Raw genomic sequence first — 22,740 nt, 5'->3', positions numbered from 1 at the left:
CGCCTTAATATCCTTATGTATGAATTTTAGAATAGTTATCCTTAGCTTCCTCATCTCTTTTGGAAATAGTTTGTTCGCCCAGCAAAATAAAACTGTTTCAAAGGCACCCAATATTATCTTTATTATGAGTGATGATCATGCCTACCAAGCCATTAGTGCCTATGGATTTGGCTTAAATGCTACTCCTAATATCGATCGTATTGCCAAAGAAGGAGCCGTTTTTGACCGAAGTTTTGTGACAAACTCTATTTGTGCTCCAAGCCGAGCCGTTATGCTGACGGGGAAATTTAGTCATATCAATGGTAAAATAGACAACGTTCATGGTTTTGATTGGAATCAGGATAATTTTGCCAAAACACTTCAAAGAAAAGGGTATGAAACTGCCTTAATAGGAAAAATACATTTAGATGGATTGCCCCAGGGATTTACCTATTCTAATGTATTGGTTGGGCAGGGCGACTATTATAATCCAGATTTTATTGAAAATGGTGTTAAAAAACGAATTCCGGGATATGTAACACAAATAACAACCAATTTGGCACTCGATTGGCTTAAAAATAAGCGTAATCCTGATCAACCTTTCTTATTGTTATATCATCAAAAAGCACCACACCGAAACTGGATGCCAGAAGAAAAATATCGCACGTTATTCGATACCAAAACATTTACTCCCCCAGCAAATTTTTTTGATACGTATCAAGGAAGGAAAGCCGCGGCAGAACAAGAAATGAGTATTGCTAAAAATATGGATTTGGTGTACGATTTGAAATTACGTGATCATGAAGGAGAGCTGACAGCCCCTTACCGTAAAAGTTTTGAAAGTATCTATCAACGCATGGATACGGCAGAACGAAAAGCTTGGGATGCACATTATGATCCTATCATAGCGCAATTTAAAGAAGCTAAATTAAGCGGTAAAGAATTGGCCCTGTGGAAATACAATCGCTATATGCAAGATTACCTGAGTACCATACAGTCGGTAGATGATGGGGTAGGGCAATTATTAGATTATTTAGATAAAAATGGGCTTTCTGAAAATACCATCGTGGTTTATACGTCTGATCAAGGTTTTTACTTGGGAGAACACGGTTGGTTTGATAAGCGATTCATGTACGAGGAATCGTTTCGAACACCCTTGTTGATGCGGTATCCGAAAGAGATAAAAGCCGGTACCGTGATACATAACTTAATACAAAATATCGATTTCGCCCCAACTTTTCTTGATTATGCAAGAGCACCCATTTCAAAAGAAATTCAAGGTGAATCATTCAGAAACCTAGTAAGAGGGAAAGACAAGAAATGGCGCGATGCCATATACTATTCTTACTATGAGTTTCCCGGCGAGCATAAAGTGAAACGGCATTATGGAATTCGAACCAGTCGCTACAAATTGATACATTTTTATCATGATATTGATGCCTGGGAATTGTACGATTTAAAAAATGATCCGGCAGAGATGAAAAATGTGTATGGTGAGGCAGCGTATAAAAAAATTCAAGTAAAATTAATGGACGATTTAAGAACCATTCGCCTGAAATACAAGGATAGCGATGAGTTAAATCAAAAATTTATAAAGAATTAAGCAAGAAAAGCAATTTAGTAATAGCTTGCTTTTCTTGCTTAAAATACGAGGTATGCATGCCCTTGAAAGAATGTTCTGAGTATTTAAACCAGCCAAAATCTGCTCATCCTGTAAGACTTTCCGATTTTCTTACTACTTTTACGCCACTAAATATTAAGCATGAAAAATACCGCATTAACAGAAAAACACATCGCTTTAGGAGCTAAAATGGTACCGTTTGCTGGCTATAATATGCCTGTAACATACGAAGGAATTAACGCAGAACACGCAACTGTTCGCAACGGTGTAGGTGTTTTTGATGTAAGCCATATGGGCGAATTTATCTTAAAAGGCGAAAATGCTTTGGATTTAATTCAGCGGGTAACCAGTAACGATGCCTCAAAATTATACGATGGAAAAGTACAATACTCTTGTTTGCCAAACACAACTGGTGGTATTGTTGATGATTTATTGGTATATCGTATAGACGAGAAAACATACATGTTAGTGGTAAATGCCTCAAACATTGAGAAAGATTGGAATTGGATTCAGCAGTTCAATACAGCTGGAGTAGAAATGCATAATATTTCTGATAAAACTTCTTTATTAGCTATTCAAGGGCCAAAAGCAGCAGATGCATTACAAAGCCTTACTGATGTTGATTTGGCCTCAATGGAGTACTATTCTTTCGTAAAGGGTACATTTGCTGGGGTAGAAAATGTTGTGATTTCTGCAACAGGTTATACAGGTGCCGGTGGTTTTGAAATTTATTTTGAAAACGAATATGCCAATAAAATTTGGGATGCTGTTTTTGAAGCTGGTGCAGCTTATGACATTAAACCAATTGGTTTAGGTGCACGTGATACCCTACGTTTAGAAATGGGTTTTTGCCTTTATGGAAACGATATTGATGACTCAACCTCACCACTGGAAGCAGGTTTAGGTTGGATTACTAAATTCTCAAAATCATTTACCAATTCAGAAGCTTTATTAGCGCAAAAAGAAGCTGGAGTAAGCAAGAAATTAATAGGCTTTGAGATGATTGATAGAGGGATTCCTCGTCATGATTATGAAATTGCTGATGCAGATGGAAACATCATCGGTAAAGTAACTTCAGGTACACAGGCACCTTCTCTGCAAAAAGCAATTGGAATGGGCTATGTTACTAAAGAATTTATAAAAGAAGGAACGGAGATTTTTATTTTAATTAGAAATACCCCAATTAAAGCCAAAATAGTTAAGTTTCCATTTTATAAATAAGAACATTTACAAAGCTTAAGATAATGGAAACAACAATCCATGTCTTAAGCTTTTTTAGATCCCTTACATGTCAAAGAAAGTAGAAGTTTGTTTAACGCCAGCGTTAATTGATCTATATCACATTGAAGAGAGTATTGTGGTAGTAATTGATATTTTGCGCGCCACCTCATCAATCACTTACGGTATTGAGAATGGTGCAGCAGCTATTATTCCGGTGGCTCATGTAGAAGATTGTTTGGCTTATGTCGATAAAGGATATTTGTTGGCTGCGGAACGTAACGGAGAAGTTGTTGAAGGATACGACTTTGGAAATTCACCTTTCTCTTACACAAAGGAAAAGGTAGAAAATAAAACCATCGTTTTAACCACAACAAATGGAACAAAAGCATTGCATTTAGCAAATAAAAGAGCGCACCAAGTAGTAATAGGTTCGTTTTTAAATCTTGATTCACTTTGTGCCTATTTAGAAAGCCAAGATAAAAATGTGTTATTGTTATGCGCTGGATGGAAAGATCAATTCAATTTAGAGGATACTCTTTTTGCGGGGGCGGTTGTAGATAAACTACGTAAAAGTTTCGAGCATTTTGATGATTCAAGTGTTGCAGCAGAGGACTTATATTCACTGGCCAAGCCTGACTTACGAAAATACCTTCATAAATCTTCGCACAGTCACCGTTTGGCTCAATTAAACATTGAAGAAGATGTTGTTTTTTGTCTTCAATTAAATGCGTGTACGGTTATTCCTGTTTTGCAAGGAGATCGTTTGGTAGCCTTACATAATTAGAATGAATAGGTTACGCCAATCCTTAAAGCATTTTGTTTAAAGTCGGCGCCATTAAAAAGGGTTTCTTTTGGATCGTCATTTACATAATACGTTCGGTCAACTCCCGTATAGGTTTTTATCGATTTGAATACATAGTTTAAATCGGCTCGTAAGTGAGTGGTTAACGGAACAGACAGATTTAGTTTTGTTTGAAGTGAAAAAGAATTTGATTTTTGTATAAAACTTACGGGTTTGGCGAAGGCGGGGATTAAATTCCAATTGGCCTTTGCCGAGTAGGTATAAAAACCAGCAATAATATCTGCCGCTAAATGGAAATATTTTTGTTTAAGTAGGAATCCACTTCCAAAATCAAAACCCCTATAACTTGTTTTGTACGTAGAATTTAAGCCTACACTCGTGGGGCTTTGCGAATTTTCAAGCAGGTAAAACTTTTGCTCGTTTAGCGAAAGCCCTGCTAGTGGACGAATTTCAAATTGCTTGTTCTTTAATACGGCATAATTTACTTGGAGACCGCTTGAAAATAGGTATCCTTTATCTGCATTTAAATACTCATCGTAAAAGGGATTTTGTCGGTTATCATCTGCGTAGTCCGTATCTGTTACAATACCTTGGCTCAAACGGCTATACTGATTTTGAAAGTCAACCCTTAGCCTTTCTGTAACATCGTACGCAACATCAAGACCATAATCCATCCCTTTTAGCCCTTTCCATATAACTTCTGAAAGAATGTTTGGCGAGGTGCCGTTTGGTTTGCCGGCGATGGACCAATTAAAATTTGTGCTTTGCCAGCCAATAGATGGCTTTATGTTCCAGTTTTGATTTTTGACTTGTGCAGATGTTGAATGGACTAAGAGAATGAAAAAAATCCAAATAAATATTTTTAAATTTTTGAGGAGCTTTAACGTAAGATGCATGGTCTATTTTTATTGATGCTAAAAATCGCATAGCGGTTGATTAAGCCACTATGCGTAAAATATAACTATTTTCTTAGGGAAATACGGTGCAAATATTTCAAATTAATTTTTGAGAAATTTTATTATCCCTAATTTTTTATCTTCCAGGATATACACTTGCAATGAATTCTTTATCTTTTGATGATAATTGATAGTTTGATTTAACCTCAAAATCGCCAATGGTTAATTCATTTGGGATGGTGTAATGCATGATTGAATAGCGATCGTATTCGCTAAAGTTGGTTTGAGTTTCATTGTACTTTTTGAATAGATTACTGTCTATTTTTTCTTTAGACCAATTGTTTGGAGAGCCCATATAGTAGGCATAAACGGCTTCTTTATCCCATGGAATATCAGCTGCTGGACTCATGTGTTCGTGAATCAAGCCCAACGCGTGGCCAAATTCATGTACTACCACATCACTGTAACTACGATCTGACGTCTCTTCCCTTAGCCAACCAAAGTTCATGGTAGATTTATCTGAGGAGATTTTAAGGGCATCTGTACCAATATATGAGTTTGAGCCTCCTTTTGTAAAACTTACGCGAATTTGAGCAGTTGGATCATCTTTAACAAATTTAAAGTTGATGTTTGCATACGTTAGCCATTTAGATGCGTAGTGTCTAACTTTTGATCGGATTGCTGAGGAGCTGCCGGTACTGCTTAAACTTACGGTTAAGGTATCGCCCGGATTCCACGTTTTGCCATTTCGAGTGGCACCTCTAGGAGCGATTCCTTCATCAAGGTTTAATTCGGTACAAATCTTAATGTTTGCCAAAGAATTTTGAAGCGATAAAGTTGAGTTTTCTGCCTCAACAAGATTTTGCGGTTTTTCTTTTTTACACGCAGAGAGCAACGAAGCCGCTATCAAGGCTAAAGCGAATGAATTTTGTATAATTTTCATAGGTATAAGTGTTTTGAATAAGTAAGTTGTTTAATATAAACTGTGCTTCGCAATGCACATTACTAGGCACAGCTTAACGTTTTTAATATGGGAATGGATAAATTCCGGCAATAGCCTCTTTATCTACTTTAGATAATTTTGTGTTCCAGCCGACTTCGAAATCACCAATTGTTAATTCGTTTGCAACGGGGTAATGCATTATAGAAAGTGGGTCATATTCACTATAATTCGTTTGAGCTGGGGAGTAGTTGCTTAAGATATTATGGTCAATAGAAGCTTTTGACCAAAAGTATGGGGAACCTCCGTAGTATGCATATACCGCCTCTTTATTCCAAGGGATATTTGCTAAAGGATGTTGTTGTTCATGAATTAATCCCAATGCATGGCCAAATTCATGGATAACTGTCCGACTAAATTCTTCATCGGGAGTTGTAGCGTCAAACCATCCAAAATTCATGGTGTTTTCGTTCAGAGGAATTTTTTTGGCATCAGTACCTAGATACGACCAACTCCCGTCGCCTTGTATAAAACCAACTCGGATGGTGGCTTCTTGATCCGTTACAAAGTTAAACGTAATGTTTGCATATTGTTCCCATTGTTTAGCAAATTGAATAACTTTTCTCCGAATGGCTAGGGGAGTACCATTTAAGCTAACTTTAATTTTGGTACCTGGTTTCCATTTTTTGGTTTTGAGCGCCGCGGCTCTTGGAGTGACGCCGTCTATGTACCTTTCGGTGCACACCTTAATGTTGGCTAATGGATTTGATGCCTTTAAATTTGGATCTATCGTTTCCTCCGATTGAACCGGCATTTCTTTTTTACAAGCATAAGATAAGCATGCAAATGCTAGTGCGAAAAAGAATAGTCTGTGTACTGCTGTTTTTTTCATAGCTTTTTAAATGAAATGGTTAGTAAATCAATTCAAAAAGGCAATGCGTTAGCTATGAAAAACTTTTAGGAAGCGTTTTTCTAAGTAGTCTTATTGCTTATTTCGAATTGTAGTTGTAAATATACTTTATGTATATGTAAAATTCTATAACCGAAAAATTATTAAGACTACTTTTTATGTTAAATATTAATATATGACAGTGTGAGTTTTAATTTTGTTTGTTTATTTTGTCAAAAGGTTAATTAAATAATAACGATTTTCTTAGGCTTTGGGAATCATTTGTGAGATAGCCGGATTGTTTTTAATCACTTGAAGGGCTTCTTCATGTGCAATCCAATAGATTTCTTCGGCGCGTTCCATGTCAAAAGTACTAATAGCACCTAAACCTTTTGGCTCAATCATAACATTACAGAACTTTGCTTTTCGTTCCATGTCGTGATTAATCGACATAACACCCGCCCGGCCCATTAATTTGGTAATACCTGTAATTTCATTTACCGGTTTAAGATGGTTGCAGGACGAACCGATAATGTAATCGCAGGTTTCAAGCAAGGGCTCTACTGGGAAGTTGTTTAAAATACCTCCATCTACGTACATTTGGTTATCAATCATAATGGGCTTAAAAATACCCGGTATGCAGCTTGACGCATGGATGGCTCTGATTAAAGGCCCTTTATTAAAATAAATTAATTTGCCTTGGCTAAAGTTTACTGCGGCAATGGTTAGAGGGATTTTAAGGTTTTCGATGGAATCTTCGGGAAAATATTCTTTTAATATTAAGGCGGTTTTTTCGATGTTGATAAGCCCCAAAGAGCCAACTGCAGGGCGAACAAAGCGCCACAACTTGGTTTTTAGGAAAATATTTAGGCCTTCTTGTGGATCAATGCCGGCTGCGAAAAAAGCTCCGGCAATAGATCCAGCACTGGTGCCACTGATATGACTAAAAGTGATGCCGAAATTGCTGAAAGCTTTTAATACGCCCAAATGCGCAATGCCTCTTATCCCTCCGCCTGATAATACAATTCCTACTTTCATGATTTTGGGGTTGTTTTGGTTAGATGTTCAATTAATTTCAAAAATTGCTAAATTATTTTTGCTTAGGCTTGTATTTGGATTGGGTTAGTATTTTTTGCGCATCGTTGTCGGCCATTAATTGTTGTAAGCTTACATCCGGATGTTCATTCATGTATTTGCGTACAATTTGCCAACCCATCCAAACCCCCAACTTAGGTGCCGAATCGCGATTTTCTCCCAATCCTGGTGTAAAAGGACCTTCAGAAAGAAAAACCTGTATTTTTTGATAATCGCTTTCATACAAGAAATTGTTTTCTAAAAAATAGGCCCATATATCACCTTCATACGTTTTCGTCCAATCCATTTGTTGGGTTGTATAGCCAATTTTTATGGAATCTGGGGTGTTTTCAGGAAGTACCTGATCTAGGAAATACAATATTTTTCCTTCGAAAATCATTTTAGATAGTAATGTTCTATTCCCGTCAGCTTCATGAAAAAGTTCTTCATGGGCATAGGTTTCAGCAGCACGGGATACAATATATTCTGGTGCAAAGCGACGCGACAAGTACAAGGGAACACTTTTAACAATTGCTTGGTAGAATTTACTGTCTTTACCCAAAAACATGTCTAAGCCAATGCCCATATAATTATCGCCTACAGGCATTTGATAAGCAAAACCCGATACAAAAGAAATGAACTTGGGTATTTTAGCCTTTGGATAGTAATATTTGATGTATTTGAAAGTACTGCTAAGTCCCTCTTCTTGTAGCTTTAGATTAGGATACACACTATCAACCTCTTTGGTTAAGTCGGTATATGCTTGATCGCCATATAAATTAGTTAAAGCCTCCGGATTGGTATAATTGCTTGATAACATCTTGTGCATAAAATCGTCGTAAAAAAGACCATAGTTTTGAGCAAGGGATAAATTGGTGTAGTTTACATCCTTTCCTTTTCCAGCATAAAGGTTTTTATCAAAGCGATCAATTTTAATAGCAACATTAATTTTACTTACATCGGGTCTGTTTCGTTGTTTACAAGAAATAAATGCAATGGCAAAAAGAAAAAAAAGATAAATTTGCTGGGGTTTTATACGCTGTGTCATGTAGGGCAAATATAGCTACATAAATTAGTTTTTATAAAATCGTGATACGTACTATTTGGGAAGTAATATATGAAAATAGCATTAGCGCAGTTAAATTATCACATTGGTAATTTCGAGTCGAATACTCAAAAAATAATTGAAACCATTTTTGCTGCAAAAGAGAAGGGTGCAGATTTGGTTGTTTTTGCCGAATTAGCCGTTTGTGGTTATCCAGCTCGTGATTTTTTAGAGTCCGAAGATTTTATTGATTTGTGTGAAAAAGCAGCCCAAGAAATTGCCAAGCATTGCTTTGGAATTGCCTGTATTATTGGCTTGCCTGTAAAGAATGATATTTTGCAAGGGAAAGACTTGTTTAATGCAGCTTATTTTATTGAGGAAGGGAAAATTTCATCCGTTACTAAAAAAGCGCTTTTACCTACCTATGATGTTTTTGATGAGTATCGCTATTTCGAACCGGCTCGTATCTTCCAATGCATCGATTTCAAAGGAAAGCGCATTGCTTTAACCATTTGTGAAGATTTATGGAACATCAACGATAATCCTTTATACATCTCGAATCCGATGGACGAATTGATTAAAGAAGGTCCTGATTTGATGATTAACATTGCTGCTTCTCCATTTTCATACACGCACGATGAGGAGCGCATAAAAGTGCTTTCTGATAATTCAAAAAAATACAAGTTGCCTCTTTTTTATGTGAACCAGGTGGGAGCACAAACCGAAATTATATTCGACGGAGGTTCGTTGGTATTCGATTCGGAAGGTCAAATGAAGGCTGAAATGAAGTACTTTGAGCAAGATCTTCAAGTATTTGATTTAGAGGAGGTGGAAACGGTTCGTGTCAAAAATCCAGCTAAGGAGCGTGCCGGAGATATTGAGCAAATTCACGATGCCTTAGTTTTAGGGATTCAAGATTATTTTAAAAAATCAGGTTTCAGTAAAGCAGTTTTAGGCTTGTCTGGAGGGATTGATTCGGCGGTGGTTTGTGCCTTGGCCTGTAGGGCACTTGGTCCGGAGAATGTAATGGCGGTTTTAATGCCTTCTAAATTTTCTTCAGACCATTCGGTACAGGATGCTCTTGATTTGGTTAATAACATTGGTTGCATGCATGAAATTATTCCGATAAAGGAAGTGGCTGAAGCTTTTGATACCATTTTGGCTCCTGCTTTTAAAGGATTGCCCTTTAATTTAGCTGAAGAGAATATTCAAGCTCGCATCCGCGGGATTATTAACATGGCCATGAGTAATAAATTTGGCTATATTTTGCTGAATACCTCTAATAAAAGTGAGTGTGCCGTTGGATATGGGACTTTGTATGGCGATATGTGTGGGGCATTGGGGGTAATTGGCGATGTTTATAAAATGCAGGTTTTTGCGCTGTCACGTTACATTAATAAGGAGCGCGAAATTATTCCAATAAATACAATCGTAAAGCCACCTTCAGCCGAGTTAAGACCCGATCAGAAAGATTCAGATTCATTGCCCGAATACGATGTACTCGACAAAATTCTATACGAACATATTGAATTGAAAAAGGGATCTGCAACGATTATTGCACAAGGATTTGATGAGGCTTTGGTTACGCGTATTTTGAAAATGGTTAACATTGCTGAATTTAAACGGTATCAAACACCTCCAATTTTACGTGTTTCTCCCAAAGCATTTGGTATGGGCAGAAGAATGCCAATCGTAGGAAAGTATATGATTTAAGTCAAGTGTAGTTGTAAAAATACTAAATTTTAAGTATTTTTAGGGATTGTAACCCTCTTCATCCCTTTTATGGATTTACATTTTGTATCTGATTTAACGCCTAAAATGAAGCAAGTGATAAAAGAGCACGATGCAACATTTAACCAATTACCAGGGGTAGTAATTATACATAAAATAGCTGATTGGAAAATTGCCTATATGAATAAATTAGGCCTTAGTCAACTAAAAATAACAGCAGAACAATTATACGCTCTTAAGCCTGAAAGCTATTATGAGCGTTTTTTTAATTCGGAGGATGCTGCTGATTATGTGCCGAAAATAACGAAATTAATCACCGAAAATAAAGAACACGAATCGGTAAGTTTTTATCAGCAGGTAAAAATGCCGCATCTAAAAGAATATCGATGGCATTTGTCTAGTACACGTATTTTAATGCGTGATAATGAAAATAAACCTTTATTAACGGTTACAGTTTCTATTCCAGTAGATGCCATGCACCACATGGCAAATAAAGCCAACAAAATTCTAGAAGAGAATGATTTCTTACGCAAGAATTACCACAATTTCGCAAAGCTTAGCAAACGCGAACAAACCATTCTTAAAGAAATTGCTTTGGGTAAAAGTTCGTTGGAAATAGCGCACGAATTGTGCATTTCTTCAACAACAGTTGATACACACCGAAGAAATATTCGCGAAAAGCTGAATATAAAATCTTCTTTCGAGGTGGCTCAATATGCAAGAGCTTTTGATTTAATTTAGGCTTAAGCTTACTCCTTGTGAACATACAAAAACGGCCATTTATCCTTTAAGATAAATGGCCGTTTTGTTTATGCTAGTGTGGCATCAACCGATATTTTTGCTTTTAGCAATTTAGAGATCGGACAATTTTTTTCGGCATCGGCTACTAATTCATCAAATTTTTCTTGAGAAATTCCCGGTACAGAAGCATTTAAGGTTAAATGCGATTCTACAATTTCACCAATAGAGGTGTCGAAATTAACGTCGGCTTTTGTTTCTAATTTTTCCGGCGTAAAACCAGCTTCGGTTAAGTTTGCTGATAATTTCATGGTGAAACAGCCAGCATGTGCAGCTGCGATTAATTCTTCTGGGTTGGTACCCACACCTTCTGCAAAGCGCGATCCAAACGAATATTGTGTATTGTTTAAGGTTGTGCTTTGTGTTGTAATGTGTCCCGCACCTTCTTTAATGGTTCCTTGCCATACGGCTGTTGCATTTCTTTTCATGAGTTCTTTAAGTGTTATAGGTTTTTAACACTTAAAGATACCATTATGTTTGTTGAATTAACGTTCCTGTTTGATTAAGAAACCAATATTATTTTGTGGTATCTTCTTCTATCGTTGGTTCTTCTTTTTTTATCAGTACAGATTGGAACAACAAGATGCCTATGCCAATCATAATGGAAATATCGCCAAAATTGAAAATGCCTGTTTGGAAAAGATAAAAATCCATGTGCATAAAATCGGTTACAGAACCATATAGCATACGGTCGTATAAATTACCAGCACCACCCCCAATTAAAAAGCACAAGGCTAATTGCATGTGTGTAGCTAATGAGCGTTTTGAAAAAAGATAATAAAGTCCATATCCTAAAACCACCAAGGGCAACCCATTTAATAAAATAATTTTTAAGATGTTGGGCAAATCATCGCCTAAGCTTAAAAAAGCGCCTGTATTTTCTACTTTAATGAGTGTGAAGCGGTCTTTTATTAAATTAATTGGCTCGTTATATTGTAGCTCTTTCCGAACAATAATTTTTGATACCTGATCAACGAATAAGTTGAGTGCAAGTATTAAAATTAGAAAAGGGGTTTTTAAGTTGTTTTTTGTTTCCATGAATGTTATCTCTAGATCGCTTTCTGCTGTTTACGAATCCATGTTTTATAGAGTAGAAGGAGTGCGAGTATACCAGCAGCAACACTGAAAAGTTTTGCTAGAACATCGCCACTTTTAACATAAAAAGTAAGTTCGTCGTTTAAATAAATATCGCTTTTAATGGCGGTAGGTGTCCACCACTGCGTTTGTTGGGTGATGTCGCCACGTTGGTTAATGAAGCAAGAGATTCCGGTATTTGCCGAGCGCACGATATCGCGACGCGTTTCAATTGCTCTTAGTTTTGCATACAACTGATGCTGGTCTTTGCCGGCGGTATTGCCCCACCATCCATCGTTGGTAATAATCGCGATAAATTGTGCGCCCATTTTTACTTGTTCGCCAATCCAATCGCCCCATAAACTTTCGTAGCACACCACTGGAGCTGCGCCAATTCCGCTTTGTGCATATAAAACGCTGGGTTTCTCCTGCCAACCCCATCCACCAACGCTGCCACCCAATTGCGCAAAAATAAAATCCAAGTAAGAAAATACTTTAGGGAAAGGCATTTTTTCTGCTCCAGGGACTAATTTTGACTTATGATAAAACTGCACATTGGCCGAGTTTTCAATTTGCATGGCGGCATTAAAATTATCGTAATAAAAGCCTCTATTTTCAGCATATTTTGCCGATATCGTTCGTTTATCGGGATAAATTTTAAGGCTTTCGATTCCGGTTATGAGCGTTCCATTCTTGTATTTTTCTAAAAATTCCTGTAGGCTGCTAAAGGTAGTCGATTCACGGATACGGTCTTCATCATCGTAGCTTGGAATAGCCGTTTCAGGCCAAATAAAATATTCTGTATTGGGCTGTGCAATCGAATCCGATAAATGGGCTAAAATTTTGATTTGATCAAGTGCTGGTATTTTTCCGAATTTTTCATACGGATCGATATTGGGCTGTACCACTACAACATTCGCTGTGGTGCCGATTTCTTTGGATGAAAAGTATCGTTTAATTGAAATTGCCATTGGAATAAGCAATATGAACAGCCACACAAAAACTGGGCGTAATTTTGCATATCCCGTGTTGTTCTTATACGCTTTATATGCTTCGAAGGCCAAAATGTTGCTCAATAAAATCCACAACGAGCCACCGTAAACCCCTGTAACATCGTACCACTGTGCCAATTGGTGCATTCCGGCTAATCCATTTCCTAAAGTCATCCAAGGGAAAGCTAAATCCCAAGTTTGCTGCAAATATTCTAAGGCAATGTAAAAGGAAATTAAACCCAAATAAGCTATTTTTTTATTCACGCGTTTGCGTAAACGGTGGTATAGCCAGAAAGCAAAAGTCATGAGTAAAGCACCTAATCCATAAGGGATTAACGATACAGGAATGGCCAATGCTGGACCGTTGTATGCGCTTATTGCATTGTACACCCAGTAGGTAGAAGCCGTGTTCCAAAGTAAAAAGGTTAATCCGGCAGTTAAGAAAATTCTTTTGCCTGTTTTTATTTCTTCACTCGTTGAAATACTTTCTAAAGCGATTAATAGAGGAACTAATGCAATAAATAAAAGTGGCGTGGTAAATGTGATGGGCGGCCAAGCAAGCCACAGTAAAAATGCGCTGAGCAGGGCTAACAGGAGGTGTTGTTTTTTTGTCATTGGTTGTGTAAAACCTAATGCGGATGCCGAAGCATCCGCCGGGGTATATTTTGCGGGTTTATAAACTATCTAAAATAGCCGCTTTTTTGCTTTCGTATTCAGCGCCCGTAATAAGGTGTTTATCGTAAAGGGTTTTTAATTTGCGTAGTTTCAAGGTTGTTTCATCCTCTACTTCTTCAACTGCAGCGGTTGCAATTGGCGCAACAACAATTGGTTCAGGCTCTTTGTTTACCACAACTGGCTCAACAACAGGCGCAATGGTAGCTGCCGAAGCACGGTTTTGTTCTAAAACTTGCTGACGAAGCATTTCTTTGTATTCTTCTAATTGCTGATTCGCGGCCTGATGCAGTTTTCTAGCTTGTACTTTCGGGATAAATTCCGTTACAATGTTTTCGCCATGCTGCGGAACACAAATGAATTTTGATCCGAAAAACTCTTCTTTAAACGATACTTCTTTGATGTTTTTCCAAGAGATATCTTTAAAATTCATGGTCAATCCTAAATTGCCCGGCGAACAATAAAAAATCCGTTTATTTGAAATGGCAATGCTATCCGGTAGTAAATTTACAGCTGGTTTTTTTTGTACACCCAGATATAAAATTTCTTCTCCTGATGTTAAAAGGTCGTTTAATTTTCCAATAACCTTTTCTACTGCTTTGGGATCTTGTTCGTCACTTAAAAATCTATCTATGCTAATCATGTTTTTTTGTTTTGTGTTTAATATCGAGTATCAAGTGTTAAGTATCAAGTATTTAGATTTGAGAAACTTGGTTTACCTTAAGCCTTAACTCCTCAACCTTTTGCTTTCAACCTCAACCTTCTGCTTTCAACCTTAATCTCTCTGCCTTCTGCCCTCAACCTTCAACCTTCAACCTTCAATCCTCAATCCTCAACCTTTTACTCAATGTCTTTGTATTTGTTCTTGCTTTTCCCTTCTTTTTCTTTTTCGCCTGTTTTACCGGCAATGCAAATTACGATTTCTCCTTTTAAAGTATTGTTTTCGAAATGTGTTTTTATTTCAAGCAAGGTGCCGCGCACAGTTTCCTCAAATAGTTTGGTTAGTTCGCGGCTTACCGAAGCTTGTCGGTCTTCACCTAAATATTGTGCAAACTCTTCGAGGGTTTTTAATAAACGATGCGGACTTTCGTAAAGTATGATGGTGCGTTCTTCTTCGGCCAGTTTTTTAAACTTGGTTTGGCGTCCTTTTTTAACAGGCAAAAAACCTTCAAAAACAAAAGATTCAGAAGGTAAACCCGAATTAACTAAAGCCGGAACAAAAGCAGTTGCTCCAGGTAAGCATTCAATGGCGATGTCATTTTTTAAGGCTTCACGAACGAGAAAAAAACCGGGATCAGAAATGGCGGGCGTGCCAGCATCCGAAATCAACGCAATTTTTTGCCCTTCTTTTAAAAACTTAATAATCTCGGCCGATGCTTTGTGCTCGTTATGTTGATGATGCGAAAACACCCTTTTATCAATACCAAAATGCTTTAACATAGGGGCGCTTGTTCGGGTATCTTCGGCCAAAATTAAATCGCATTCTTTTAAAATACGGATTGCCCTAAAAGTCATGTCCTCCAAATTGCCAATGGGTGTAGGTACTAAAAAGAGTTTTCCTTCCATCAAGGTGCGGGGTTTAAGGTATAGGGTTTAAGGCTTGGACTTTAAGATTTAAGTCTGATTTGAGTACTTTAAACCTTTTTGTCTTTCACCTTTAAAAACTATCTTTGTGAAAAAAAATAAATAATGCTGCAAGTTAACTATATCCGCGAAAATAGAGAGAAAGTTTTAGAACGTTTAAGTGTCCGTAATTTTAAACAACCTGAGTTAGTAGACGAAATTATCAAGATTGATGAAGAACGTCGTGCTACCCAAACTTCCTTAGATAGTATTTCCGCAGAGGCCAATGCAGCAGCCAAACAAATTGGCGATTTAATGCGTGCTGGTAAAAAAGAGGAAGCCGAAGCAATTAAGGCCCAAACAGCAACGCACAAAGAAAGCATTAAAAACCTTGGCGATCAATTAACCGAATTGGAAACAGCACAATTTAATCTATTGGTTCAATTGCCTAATTTGCCATATGAATTGGTTAAACAAGGCAGCACAGCTGATGATAATGAAATTGTTTATACCCATGGTCAGCCAGCAGAATTGCCAACTAAAGCATTGCCACATTGGGAGCTTGCGGCTAAGTACGATATCATTGATTTCGAATTAGGAGTTAAAATTACCGGTGCTGGTTTTCCAGTTTACAAAGGGAAAGGTGCTCGTTTGCAACGGGCATTAATCAATTTCTTTTTAGATCATGCAACAGAGGCAGGGTATAAAGAAATGCAAGTGCCTCATTTGGTAAATGCAGCTTCGGGTTTTGGTACAGGACAATTGCCGGATAAAGAAGGGCAAATGTATCATTCAACCATTGATGATTTGTATTTAATACCAACGGCAGAGGTTCCGGTAACCAATTTATACCGCGATGTGATTATAAAAGAGGAAGATTTACCGATTAAAAATACAGCCTATACGCCATGTTTTCGTAGAGAAGCAGGTTCGTATGGAGCACACGTGCGTGGTTTAAATCGTTTACATCAATTTGATAAAGTTGAGGTTGTGCAGGTTACACATCCTGATAAATCGTACGAAACATTGGAAGAGATGAGCCAGTACGTACAGTCGTTATTACAAGAGTTGGGCTTACATTATCGTGTATTGCGTTTATGTGGGGGCGATATGGGCTTTACTTCTGCTATGACCTATGATATGGAAGTATGGAGTGCCGCGCAAGAGCGTTGGTTAGAAGTTTCATCGGTATCAAACTTTGAAACCTATCAAAGCAATCGCTTAAAATTACGTTTTAAAGGAAAGGAAGGCAAAGCGCAATTGGCTCATTCATTAAACGGTAGTGCATTGGCTCTGCCGCGTATTGTAGCTTCTATATTAGAAAATAATCAAACCGAGAAAGGAATTAAGATTCCAGAGGTATTGGTGAAATATACAGGTTTTGAGTGGATTGATTAATCTACCCAAAAGTTAAAGACATAAAAAAAGCGTTGCCATGTGCAACGCTTTTTTTATGTCGAAGTAGATGTAGAGTCTAAAAAAAGTAGATGTAGGTTCTATAAAATTAAAATCAACAAAAGAATGATGATGATAATGGCTCCAACTGATAAGTAAACACCGCCAGAAATTGCGCGCGCTTGATTTTTCATTTCTTTTAATTCATTGCGCAATGCTTTTCGTTCTGCTTTGGTTAAGTTAGATTTATCCATCGCTTTGATTTCTTCCACTCTAGATTTAATTTTTTCTAGTTGAATGCTTTGTTCTGCAGTTAATTCTGTAGGGTTTTTAGCTGGTTTATTTGCTGCGTACGTTGTATTGAAGCACAAGCCTAGCGAAAAGATTAAAGCGAATGTGTAAATGAATTTTTTCATATTGTTAATTTTTAAGTATTGATGACTTAATAACAAAAAACCTACCAAAATGTTTCTGGTAGGCTTAACAAGTATTCAAAGAACACTTAAATTTAATTATTTTATCTCAAAAATCACATTTATAACAAAATTCAATTTAATTTTTTTAAAATTAATTTCTTCTTGGTTTCCAGAAGCATCACTTTCGGCCTTCATGAGGGTATTTCGGTACATAGGTTGTATAGAATTAACCTCATTATCTTGTATTTCCAAAACCCCGCCTAATTTTTCGCCTAACGCTTCTACCATGTAATTTGCTTTCTCTTTTGCTGCAATTAATGCTTTAATTTTTAGCTCTTTTTTCAGGCTTTCAATTTTAGAGTAGCTATAACTTTCGATGTAGGTGTTGGCAATGCCTTTGGGGTCGATGGATGCAATAATTTCATTGAACTTATTGGGGTCACTAACTTTTAAACGATATTGTTTGCTCGCTAAAAAGTCTGGATTTTTCTTTTTCTCCGCTTGCGTATTCCAGCTGTTTAAATTGCTGATGGTTAGGTTTTCCTTTGCGATTCCTGCTTTTTGTACGGCATTGAATAGCTGACTTTCTAAATCTGCAATTTCTACTTTTTTCTTGCTGTTGTTATCCTTTAAATATTCTTTTAATGAGATGCTGATGTAAATGATGTCGGGGGTTACTTCCGTTTCTGCATTTCCGCTAACGTTAATTTTTTTTCGTAGATCTACTTGTTGCGCTTTTACGGTTGATAATCCTAGGATGGTAACCAGAGCAATGGCTAAAAACTTTTTCATATGTATATTTTTTTGTGTGCATCAGTATGATGAAAATTTAAAGCAAATTCCACACCGCACTTTTATTTTTTTTAAGAAAAAGTAGGAAAAAGATATTTGAACAACTTTTAAATAGGTTTCTGGGGAGTTAAACTGCGATAATCTGTGGACGATGCTTAGGAAGGAGCTATATAACGTACAATTGAAAAATAGAATACGAATAAATTTTATAATTCGTTTGTACGTTGTGTTACTACATGCAATAGTTAGATGAACTGGAGCAATTTAAAGAAGAGGGCAGTTTAGGCTTTGCTAACTTTTACAGCCGTTGGTCCTTTTTGACCCATTTCAATTTCAAAACTTACCTTGTCGCCTTCTTTAATTTGTGTAATTAAGCCATTGGCGTGTACAAAAATGCTATCTTGTGTATCGGTTTGTTTGATAAAACCGTATCCTTTGCTTTCGTTAAAAAAGGAAACGGTTCCCTTTTTAACTGGGTTTTCATCTATGATGTTTTCCTGTCTGGCAATTCCAATTTGGATATCTTCGGTATTGATTACTTTCTTTTTGTTTGGATCTGGTGGGGTAGAAGTAATGTTTCCATTCTCATCTACATAGGCCATCATATCTTCTAAAGATAAACCACTTTTTTTATTTGCCTGGCGTTCTTCTTTTTTCTCTTGCTTCTCGTTCTTCTTTTTTAAACGTTTTTTTTCGTTTTCCTTTTTACTGTAGGTTGCTTGAGATTTAGCCATATTTTCTTTTTGATTTTCAAGTGGTGAGACGCCGATAGAATTGCAGTAAAGGTACGAAAAATAAAGTGAAAAGACGATTAAATTTGCTTTAATCGTCTTTTGGAAGGGATAAGAACAAGTACGCAGCGATACCTTTTTCTTGCCTTTTTTGTGCGGGTTGTTATATTTTGCTCGTGCTGTTTTCTTGAAAATCGTTAAATTTTTCCTGTTTTTGGATTTGTTTACATCGCTTTAGGGTTTATTTTGCAGCCAATTAGCTTTGCTAACTTCGTAAATAAAATTTAGTTTGGCAGGTTCTCCAAAGTAGGCTATTTCTTGTTCTGCTATTTTTTTTGCTCCAAGTTTTTCGGTTGCTTTTTGGGAGCGGAAATTTGTCGCACCGATGTGTAAGTGGATAGTGTTTACAAATTGAAAGGCATAATCGAACATCAATTTTTTGAGTGCGGCATTATGGCCTTTTCCCCAAAAAGAACGGCCAATAAAGGTGTATCCCACTGCAATTGATGACTCGGTTTCGCTTACCTCATAAAACCTCGAACTGCCTACAACGGCATCGCTTTTTTTGTCGTATACAATGAAGGCACCTTTAGATTCTATCGCACCTTTAAAGAAGTTCTCAAAAACCGGTCGCTGATACCTGTTTTTATTGGGATGTTGCTCCCATAATAGCGGATCGTTTGCAACTTCAAACAGCGCTTCAAAATCGTGTTCTTGGAGTGGGACAATTTTTATTAAATTGTTTTCAAGGCTTGGTTGTAAATTAAAGTTCATTGGTTATTGTGGTTAAAAAAAAGAGACCAACCGAAGTTAGTCTCTTTTCATTATATAAAAAAATGGCTGATTAGTTAACTAATCCTTCTATTTGAACCATTTCGTTTGTTTCTTTTTGATAATCTACTTTATCAATTTCGAAACCAAAAAGACTTAAGAAATCGGATCTGTATCCGGCTAAATCACCGATGCTAGGTAAGGTTTCAGTGGTTGCTTCTTCCCAAAGTTTTGCCACTTTTTCTTGTACATCTGCGCGCATTTCCCAATCGTCGATTCTAATTCTACCTTTTTCATCCAATTCAATCGGTTTGCCCGTGTACAGACGATCGGCATATAAACGTTGAATTTGTTCGATGGTACCTTCGTGGATACCTTCTGCTTTCATCACTTTGTACAACAACGAAATGTACAATGGAATTACTGGAATTGCTGAGCTTGCTTGTGTTACCAAGGCTTTGTTAACTGAAACGTAGGCTTTTCCGTTGATATCTTTCAAGGTATCTGCTATGGTAAAAGCAGTAGCTTCTAAGTGGTCTTTCGCAGCACCAATGGTTCCATCGCGGTAAACCGGCGTGGTTAGGGCAGGGCCGATGTACGAATAAGCTACAGTGATAGCTCCATCTGCTAATAAATTTTCAGCTTTTAGCGCATCAATCCACATCGCCCAATCTTCTCCACCCATTACGGCAACGGTATTGGCAATTTCTTCTTCGTTTGCAGGCTCAATAGAAACAGAAGTAACGTTTCCTGTATGAAAATCAACTGTTTTGTTGGTATACGATTGACCGATAGGTTTTAGTGTAGAACGGTGTAAAACTTCGGTATCTGGGTGTTTTCTAAGCGGTGAAGCTAAACTGTACACCACTAAATCCACTTGGCCTAAATCGGCTTTGATTAATTCGATGGTTTTGGCTTTAATTTCTTTAGAAAATGCATCTCCATTAATGCTTTTTGCATATAAACCAGCTGCGTGCGCTTCTTTTTCAAACGCAGCAGAATTGTACCAACCTGGTGAGGCCGTTTTTCCCTCAGATGGTGCTTTTTCAAAAAATACGCCAATGGTTGCTGCACCCGAACCATATGCAGCTGAAATTCTTGATGCTAAACCGAAACCGGTTGATGCACCAATTACTAAAACCTTTTTAGGACCATTAATGGCACCTTTTGATTTTACATATTCAATTTGATTCTTTACGTTTTGTGCGCAACCTTCTGGATGTGCAGTTAAACATATGAAGCCCCTCATTCTAGGTTCAATAATCATTTTCTTATCGATTTTATGTTTGAAATGTTCAATTCAGGGTGGTTTTTTAACCGCTCTTACCTAAATCTTTAACGAAGATATATTTTTAATTGCTTAACCGTAAATCAATTTTTTGCTATGGGCTCATAGAACGTAAATTTTTAATTATTTAACTAATTGGTTATTAGTTGTTTAAGTGTTTTTGAAAAAATGTTAATTTTGAAACAAAAAAAATAGGTTCATCTAGTAAAAAAAATATGAAGAAAATACTTTTATTCATCTCCCTTTTATGTATTGGTTTATCACTTTCAGCGCAAACTGTTCATCAGAATTCGGGATGGTTTTTATTTTTAAATAGTACCAAATTTAACGATAAATGGGGGATGCATTTTGATTTTCAAGTGCGTTCTGCTGACGATTGGGGCTATGTTCGAAATACATTGATTCGTCCGGGTGTTACGTATTATATCAATCCAAGCAGCAATGCTACTGTGGGTTATTTATGGGTTACAAATACTGCGGAGATACCGGCAACAGGTGCGAAAATTACGGCTAACGAACATCGTATTTGGGAGCAGTACATTTATAACCACAAATTAAAATCCGTATTTGTTTCTCATCGCTTACGCTTGGAACAACGTTTTTTTGAACGCGCCAATGAGGATGTTTTTGCACAACGTTTCCGTTATTTTTTCAGAATGATACAACCCTTGCAAAAGGCTGAACCTAAATTTACCAAAGGGCCATTTGTGGCTTTACAAAATGAAATTTTCTTAAATGTTCAAAACAATAGCAACGTAAACAATAGCTTTTTTGATCAGAATAGAGCTTATTTGGCTGTAGGGTACCGTTTTTCGAAGGCTTTTGATTTAGAAGCAGGTTATTTAAATCAGTACATTAAGGGGGCTGCGATAAATTCGCTGAACAACGTCATTCAGTTAGGCGTGTATACCCGTTTTTAACACAAAAAAGTCTATTTTTTGTAAAGGTTTACATGCGACCATCAGTAATTTGTTGGTCGCTTTTTATTTTGTTCTATTTTTGCGGCATGAAAAAAATCTCAATATTAGTTGTCACCCTATTGTTTGGAAAACGTATACTCGCTCAAGAAGTTCAAACTTCTGGTAACCAATCGGTGCCGAATTCAAAAAGTATATTTAATCCAATGCATAAGCGTAATTTTTCGCGCAAGGGTGATTTTTATTTTCATTGGGGTTACAATAATTCATGGTATGGGAAGAGCGATATTCGTTTTGCGGGACCCAATTATGATTTTACGTTGTACGATGTAACGGCAAAAGATAGACAGTCTAAGTTAGATTGGTCTTATTTAAATCCAAGTTTAATTACGGTTCCACAATACAATATTCGTGCGGGTTATTTTATAAAAGATAATTACAGTATTTCCATTGGTTGGGATCACATGAAATATGTGGTTGACATTCCACAAACAGTAGGCATTAGCGGAACAATTGGCCAGAACATTTCGGTGCCAAACGTATCAACAGGCGCGATGGCCGGAAATTACAATGGCGAGAAAATTAATTTACAAGAAAGTATGTTGACATACGAGCATACCGATGGTTTTAATTATGCCAATATAGAACTGGAGCGGTATGATGATATTTGGGTAGCTCCTTCTGGTAATACGTCTTTAACTTTAGAAACCGGTATTGGTGGTGGTATTATGGTGCCACGTTCGGATGTACGCTTGTTCGGCCTCGGACGTAACAATCATTTTAGTGTTTCGGGTTATGGAGTTTCGGCAAAAGTGGGCTTAAAATTCTATATCTGGAAAAATATTTATCTGCAAAATTCAACCAAATTTGGCGCAACCAATTTAACCAATGTACACACAACCGGTTGGGATGAATACGATAAAGCCACTCAGAAAATTAATTATATCGAAAATTTAACGGTATTAGGCGTTCAGTTTTAATACGCATAAACAAAAGCGGGATGGTTGATTTAAAAGCCATCCCGCTTTTTTTGTGACAAAATTTTTTGGATCATCCATAACTTGATAATAGCAGCGGTAATTCTGATGAAAATGGCTTAGGCGGATAAAAAATGAAACTTTTATCCATGCAAA

Annotated in this window: 23 protein-coding genes; 8 read left to right on the top strand and 15 right to left on the bottom strand. The window is 37.0% G+C overall.

Going from position 1 to position 22,740, the window contains the following annotated elements; translation table 11 throughout:
• Positions 1-19 precede the first annotated feature (19 nt).
• From ACJVDK_RS10580 to ACJVDK_RS10570, 3 genes are all read left to right on the top strand, one after another.
• The gene (locus tag ACJVDK_RS10580) at positions 20-1,582 is read left to right on the top strand and encodes a sulfatase family protein (RefSeq protein ID WP_443936633.1); all 1,563 of its coding nucleotides are present in this window, start codon (positions 20-22) and stop codon (positions 1,580-1,582) included.
• Between the two features lie 159 nt (positions 1,583-1,741).
• Entirely contained in the window at positions 1,742-2,821 is a 1,080-nt protein-coding gene (gcvT, locus tag ACJVDK_RS10575; protein WP_443936632.1) for a glycine cleavage system aminomethyltransferase GcvT, read from the top strand.
• 67 nt (positions 2,822-2,888) lie between these two features.
• Entirely contained in the window at positions 2,889-3,605 is a 717-nt protein-coding gene (locus ACJVDK_RS10570) for a 2-phosphosulfolactate phosphatase (RefSeq protein WP_443936631.1), read from the top strand.
• On the opposite strand, the gene ACJVDK_RS10565 is transcribed toward ACJVDK_RS10570, so the two are convergent.
• The 5 genes from ACJVDK_RS10565 to gldB all read right to left on the bottom strand — a co-directional run bounded on the left by ACJVDK_RS10565 (position 3,602) and on the right by gldB (position 8,470).
• Positions 3,602-4,519, bottom strand: coding sequence for a hypothetical protein (locus tag ACJVDK_RS10565; RefSeq protein WP_443936630.1), 918 nt, complete (start codon positions 4,517-4,519; stop codon positions 3,602-3,604). The two genes, ACJVDK_RS10570 and ACJVDK_RS10565, sit on opposite strands and share 4 nt — an antisense overlap.
• 136 nt (positions 4,520-4,655) lie before the next feature.
• Positions 4,656-5,462: a M12 family metallopeptidase gene (locus ACJVDK_RS10560; RefSeq protein WP_443936629.1), complete on the bottom strand. Its 807-nt coding sequence runs from the start codon at positions 5,460-5,462 to the stop codon at positions 4,656-4,658.
• A gap of 82 nt (positions 5,463-5,544) precedes the next feature.
• Entirely contained in the window at positions 5,545-6,351 is an 807-nt protein-coding gene (locus tag ACJVDK_RS10555; protein ID WP_443936628.1) for a M12 family metallopeptidase, read from the bottom strand.
• Positions 6,352-6,612: 261 nt separating this feature from the next.
• The gene (locus ACJVDK_RS10550) at positions 6,613-7,386 is read right to left on the bottom strand and encodes a patatin-like phospholipase family protein (protein ID WP_443936627.1); all 774 of its coding nucleotides are present in this window, start codon (positions 7,384-7,386) and stop codon (positions 6,613-6,615) included.
• 52 nt (positions 7,387-7,438) lie between these two features.
• Positions 7,439-8,470: a gliding motility lipoprotein GldB gene (gene gldB, locus ACJVDK_RS10545; RefSeq protein WP_443936626.1), complete on the bottom strand. Its 1,032-nt coding sequence runs from the start codon at positions 8,468-8,470 to the stop codon at positions 7,439-7,441.
• A 69-nt stretch (positions 8,471-8,539) separates the two neighbouring features.
• Between gldB and ACJVDK_RS10540 the strand changes: the two genes are divergently transcribed.
• Both ACJVDK_RS10540 and ACJVDK_RS10535 read left to right on the top strand, forming a co-directional pair.
• The gene (locus ACJVDK_RS10540; RefSeq protein WP_443936625.1) at positions 8,540-10,180 is read left to right on the top strand and encodes an NAD+ synthase; all 1,641 of its coding nucleotides are present in this window, start codon (positions 8,540-8,542) and stop codon (positions 10,178-10,180) included.
• Between the two features lie 69 nt (positions 10,181-10,249).
• Positions 10,250-10,939, top strand: coding sequence for a response regulator transcription factor (locus ACJVDK_RS10535; protein WP_443936624.1), 690 nt, complete (start codon positions 10,250-10,252; stop codon positions 10,937-10,939).
• 68 nt (positions 10,940-11,007) lie between these two features.
• Here the strand turns inward: ACJVDK_RS10535 and ACJVDK_RS10530 are convergent, their stop codons facing one another.
• From ACJVDK_RS10530 to rsmI, 5 genes are all read right to left on the bottom strand, one after another.
• Positions 11,008-11,424, bottom strand: coding sequence for an OsmC family protein (locus ACJVDK_RS10530; RefSeq protein ID WP_443936623.1), 417 nt, complete (start codon positions 11,422-11,424; stop codon positions 11,008-11,010).
• A gap of 88 nt (positions 11,425-11,512) precedes the next feature.
• Positions 11,513-12,034: a signal peptidase II gene (lspA, locus tag ACJVDK_RS10525; protein WP_443936622.1), complete on the bottom strand. Its 522-nt coding sequence runs from the start codon at positions 12,032-12,034 to the stop codon at positions 11,513-11,515.
• 11 nt (positions 12,035-12,045) lie between these two features.
• The gene (lnt, locus tag ACJVDK_RS10520; protein WP_443936621.1) at positions 12,046-13,677 is read right to left on the bottom strand and encodes an apolipoprotein N-acyltransferase; all 1,632 of its coding nucleotides are present in this window, start codon (positions 13,675-13,677) and stop codon (positions 12,046-12,048) included.
• A 58-nt stretch (positions 13,678-13,735) separates the two neighbouring features.
• On the bottom strand, positions 13,736-14,377 hold the full coding sequence (locus ACJVDK_RS10515) for a PH domain-containing protein (protein WP_443936620.1): 642 nt from the start codon (positions 14,375-14,377) through the stop codon (positions 13,736-13,738).
• 197 nt (positions 14,378-14,574) lie between these two features.
• Complete coding sequence (gene rsmI, locus ACJVDK_RS10510; protein ID WP_443936619.1) at positions 14,575-15,300, bottom strand: 16S rRNA (cytidine(1402)-2'-O)-methyltransferase; 726 nt, start codon at positions 15,298-15,300, stop codon at positions 14,575-14,577.
• 123 nt (positions 15,301-15,423) lie between these two features.
• Between rsmI and serS the strand changes: the two genes are divergently transcribed.
• Positions 15,424-16,695 (top strand): serine--tRNA ligase, encoded by a 1,272-nt coding sequence (gene serS, locus ACJVDK_RS10505; protein WP_443936618.1) that lies wholly within the window; start codon positions 15,424-15,426, stop codon positions 16,693-16,695.
• Positions 16,696-16,793: 98 nt separating this feature from the next.
• Here the strand turns inward: serS and ACJVDK_RS10500 are convergent, their stop codons facing one another.
• The 5 genes from ACJVDK_RS10500 to fabV all read right to left on the bottom strand — a co-directional run bounded on the left by ACJVDK_RS10500 (position 16,794) and on the right by fabV (position 20,669).
• Positions 16,794-17,108 carry a hypothetical protein gene (locus ACJVDK_RS10500; protein WP_443936617.1) on the bottom strand — a complete coding sequence of 105 codons (315 nt, stop codon included), beginning with the start codon at positions 17,106-17,108 and terminating at the stop codon, positions 16,794-16,796.
• Between the two features lie 96 nt (positions 17,109-17,204).
• Positions 17,205-17,900 (bottom strand): SIMPL domain-containing protein, encoded by a 696-nt coding sequence (locus ACJVDK_RS10495; RefSeq protein ID WP_443936616.1) that lies wholly within the window; start codon positions 17,898-17,900, stop codon positions 17,205-17,207.
• Between the two features lie 281 nt (positions 17,901-18,181).
• Positions 18,182-18,634 (bottom strand): cold-shock protein, encoded by a 453-nt coding sequence (locus tag ACJVDK_RS10490; protein WP_443936615.1) that lies wholly within the window; start codon positions 18,632-18,634, stop codon positions 18,182-18,184.
• A gap of 231 nt (positions 18,635-18,865) precedes the next feature.
• Entirely contained in the window at positions 18,866-19,405 is a 540-nt protein-coding gene (locus tag ACJVDK_RS10485) for a GNAT family N-acetyltransferase (RefSeq protein ID WP_443936614.1), read from the bottom strand.
• 70 nt (positions 19,406-19,475) lie between these two features.
• Entirely contained in the window at positions 19,476-20,669 is a 1,194-nt protein-coding gene (fabV, locus tag ACJVDK_RS10480) for an enoyl-ACP reductase FabV (protein ID WP_443936613.1), read from the bottom strand.
• Between the two features lie 236 nt (positions 20,670-20,905).
• Here fabV and ACJVDK_RS10475 point away from each other — a divergent pair, with 236 nt between their 5' ends.
• Both ACJVDK_RS10475 and ACJVDK_RS10470 read left to right on the top strand, forming a co-directional pair.
• Entirely contained in the window at positions 20,906-21,610 is a 705-nt protein-coding gene (locus tag ACJVDK_RS10475) for a DUF2490 domain-containing protein (RefSeq protein ID WP_443936612.1), read from the top strand.
• Positions 21,611-21,696: 86 nt separating this feature from the next.
• Positions 21,697-22,587 carry a hypothetical protein gene (locus ACJVDK_RS10470; RefSeq protein ID WP_443936611.1) on the top strand — a complete coding sequence of 297 codons (891 nt, stop codon included), beginning with the start codon at positions 21,697-21,699 and terminating at the stop codon, positions 22,585-22,587.
• Positions 22,588-22,740: the final 153 nt, after the last annotated feature.

Origin of the sequence: Pedobacter paludisoli (assembly GCF_052344095.1) — a bacterium.
Taxonomy (GTDB): Bacteria; Bacteroidota; Bacteroidia; order Sphingobacteriales; family Sphingobacteriaceae; genus Pedobacter.
The sequence above is the reverse complement of the archived record's forward strand: the minus strand, read 5'-3'. Positions and strand labels throughout refer to the sequence as shown.

Excerpts from the sequence above, each read along its gene's own strand:
- ACJVDK_RS10495 (WP_443936616.1), bottom strand. The coding sequence starts at position 17,900 with ATGAAAAAGTTTTTAGCCATTGCTCTGGTTACCATCCTAGGATTATCA.
- ACJVDK_RS10485 (WP_443936614.1), bottom strand. The coding sequence starts at position 19,405 with ATGAACTTTAATTTACAACCAAGCCTTGAAAACAATTTAATAAAAATT.
- ACJVDK_RS10470 (WP_443936611.1), top strand. The coding sequence starts at position 21,697 with ATGAAAAAAATCTCAATATTAGTTGTCACCCTATTGTTTGGAAAACGT.
- ACJVDK_RS10515 (WP_443936620.1), bottom strand. The coding sequence starts at position 14,377 with ATGATTAGCATAGATAGATTTTTAAGTGACGAACAAGATCCCAAAGCA.
- ACJVDK_RS10565 (WP_443936630.1), bottom strand. The coding sequence starts at position 4,519 with ATGCATCTTACGTTAAAGCTCCTCAAAAATTTAAAAATATTTATTTGG.
- ACJVDK_RS10490 (WP_443936615.1), bottom strand. The coding sequence starts at position 18,634 with ATGGCTAAATCTCAAGCAACCTACAGTAAAAAGGAAAACGAAAAAAAA.
- gcvT (WP_443936632.1), top strand. The coding sequence starts at position 1,742 with ATGAAAAATACCGCATTAACAGAAAAACACATCGCTTTAGGAGCTAAA.
- ACJVDK_RS10475 (WP_443936612.1), top strand. The coding sequence starts at position 20,906 with ATGAAGAAAATACTTTTATTCATCTCCCTTTTATGTATTGGTTTATCA.
- ACJVDK_RS10550 (WP_443936627.1), bottom strand. The coding sequence starts at position 7,386 with ATGAAAGTAGGAATTGTATTATCAGGCGGAGGGATAAGAGGCATTGCG.
- ACJVDK_RS10580 (WP_443936633.1), top strand. The coding sequence starts at position 20 with ATGAATTTTAGAATAGTTATCCTTAGCTTCCTCATCTCTTTTGGAAAT.
- gldB (WP_443936626.1), bottom strand. The coding sequence starts at position 8,470 with ATGACACAGCGTATAAAACCCCAGCAAATTTATCTTTTTTTTCTTTTT.
- ACJVDK_RS10540 (WP_443936625.1), top strand. The coding sequence starts at position 8,540 with ATGAAAATAGCATTAGCGCAGTTAAATTATCACATTGGTAATTTCGAG.
- ACJVDK_RS10535 (WP_443936624.1), top strand. The coding sequence starts at position 10,250 with ATGGATTTACATTTTGTATCTGATTTAACGCCTAAAATGAAGCAAGTG.
- lspA (WP_443936622.1), bottom strand. The coding sequence starts at position 12,034 with ATGGAAACAAAAAACAACTTAAAAACCCCTTTTCTAATTTTAATACTT.
- ACJVDK_RS10530 (WP_443936623.1), bottom strand. The coding sequence starts at position 11,424 with ATGAAAAGAAATGCAACAGCCGTATGGCAAGGAACCATTAAAGAAGGT.
- ACJVDK_RS10560 (WP_443936629.1), bottom strand. The coding sequence starts at position 5,462 with ATGAAAATTATACAAAATTCATTCGCTTTAGCCTTGATAGCGGCTTCG.
- fabV (WP_443936613.1), bottom strand. The coding sequence starts at position 20,669 with ATGATTATTGAACCTAGAATGAGGGGCTTCATATGTTTAACTGCACAT.
- serS (WP_443936618.1), top strand. The coding sequence starts at position 15,424 with ATGCTGCAAGTTAACTATATCCGCGAAAATAGAGAGAAAGTTTTAGAA.
- ACJVDK_RS10570 (WP_443936631.1), top strand. The coding sequence starts at position 2,889 with ATGTCAAAGAAAGTAGAAGTTTGTTTAACGCCAGCGTTAATTGATCTA.
- ACJVDK_RS10555 (WP_443936628.1), bottom strand. The coding sequence starts at position 6,351 with ATGAAAAAAACAGCAGTACACAGACTATTCTTTTTCGCACTAGCATTT.
- rsmI (WP_443936619.1), bottom strand. The coding sequence starts at position 15,300 with ATGGAAGGAAAACTCTTTTTAGTACCTACACCCATTGGCAATTTGGAG.
- ACJVDK_RS10500 (WP_443936617.1), bottom strand. The coding sequence starts at position 17,108 with ATGAAAAAATTCATTTACACATTCGCTTTAATCTTTTCGCTAGGCTTG.
- lnt (WP_443936621.1), bottom strand. The coding sequence starts at position 13,677 with ATGACAAAAAAACAACACCTCCTGTTAGCCCTGCTCAGCGCATTTTTA.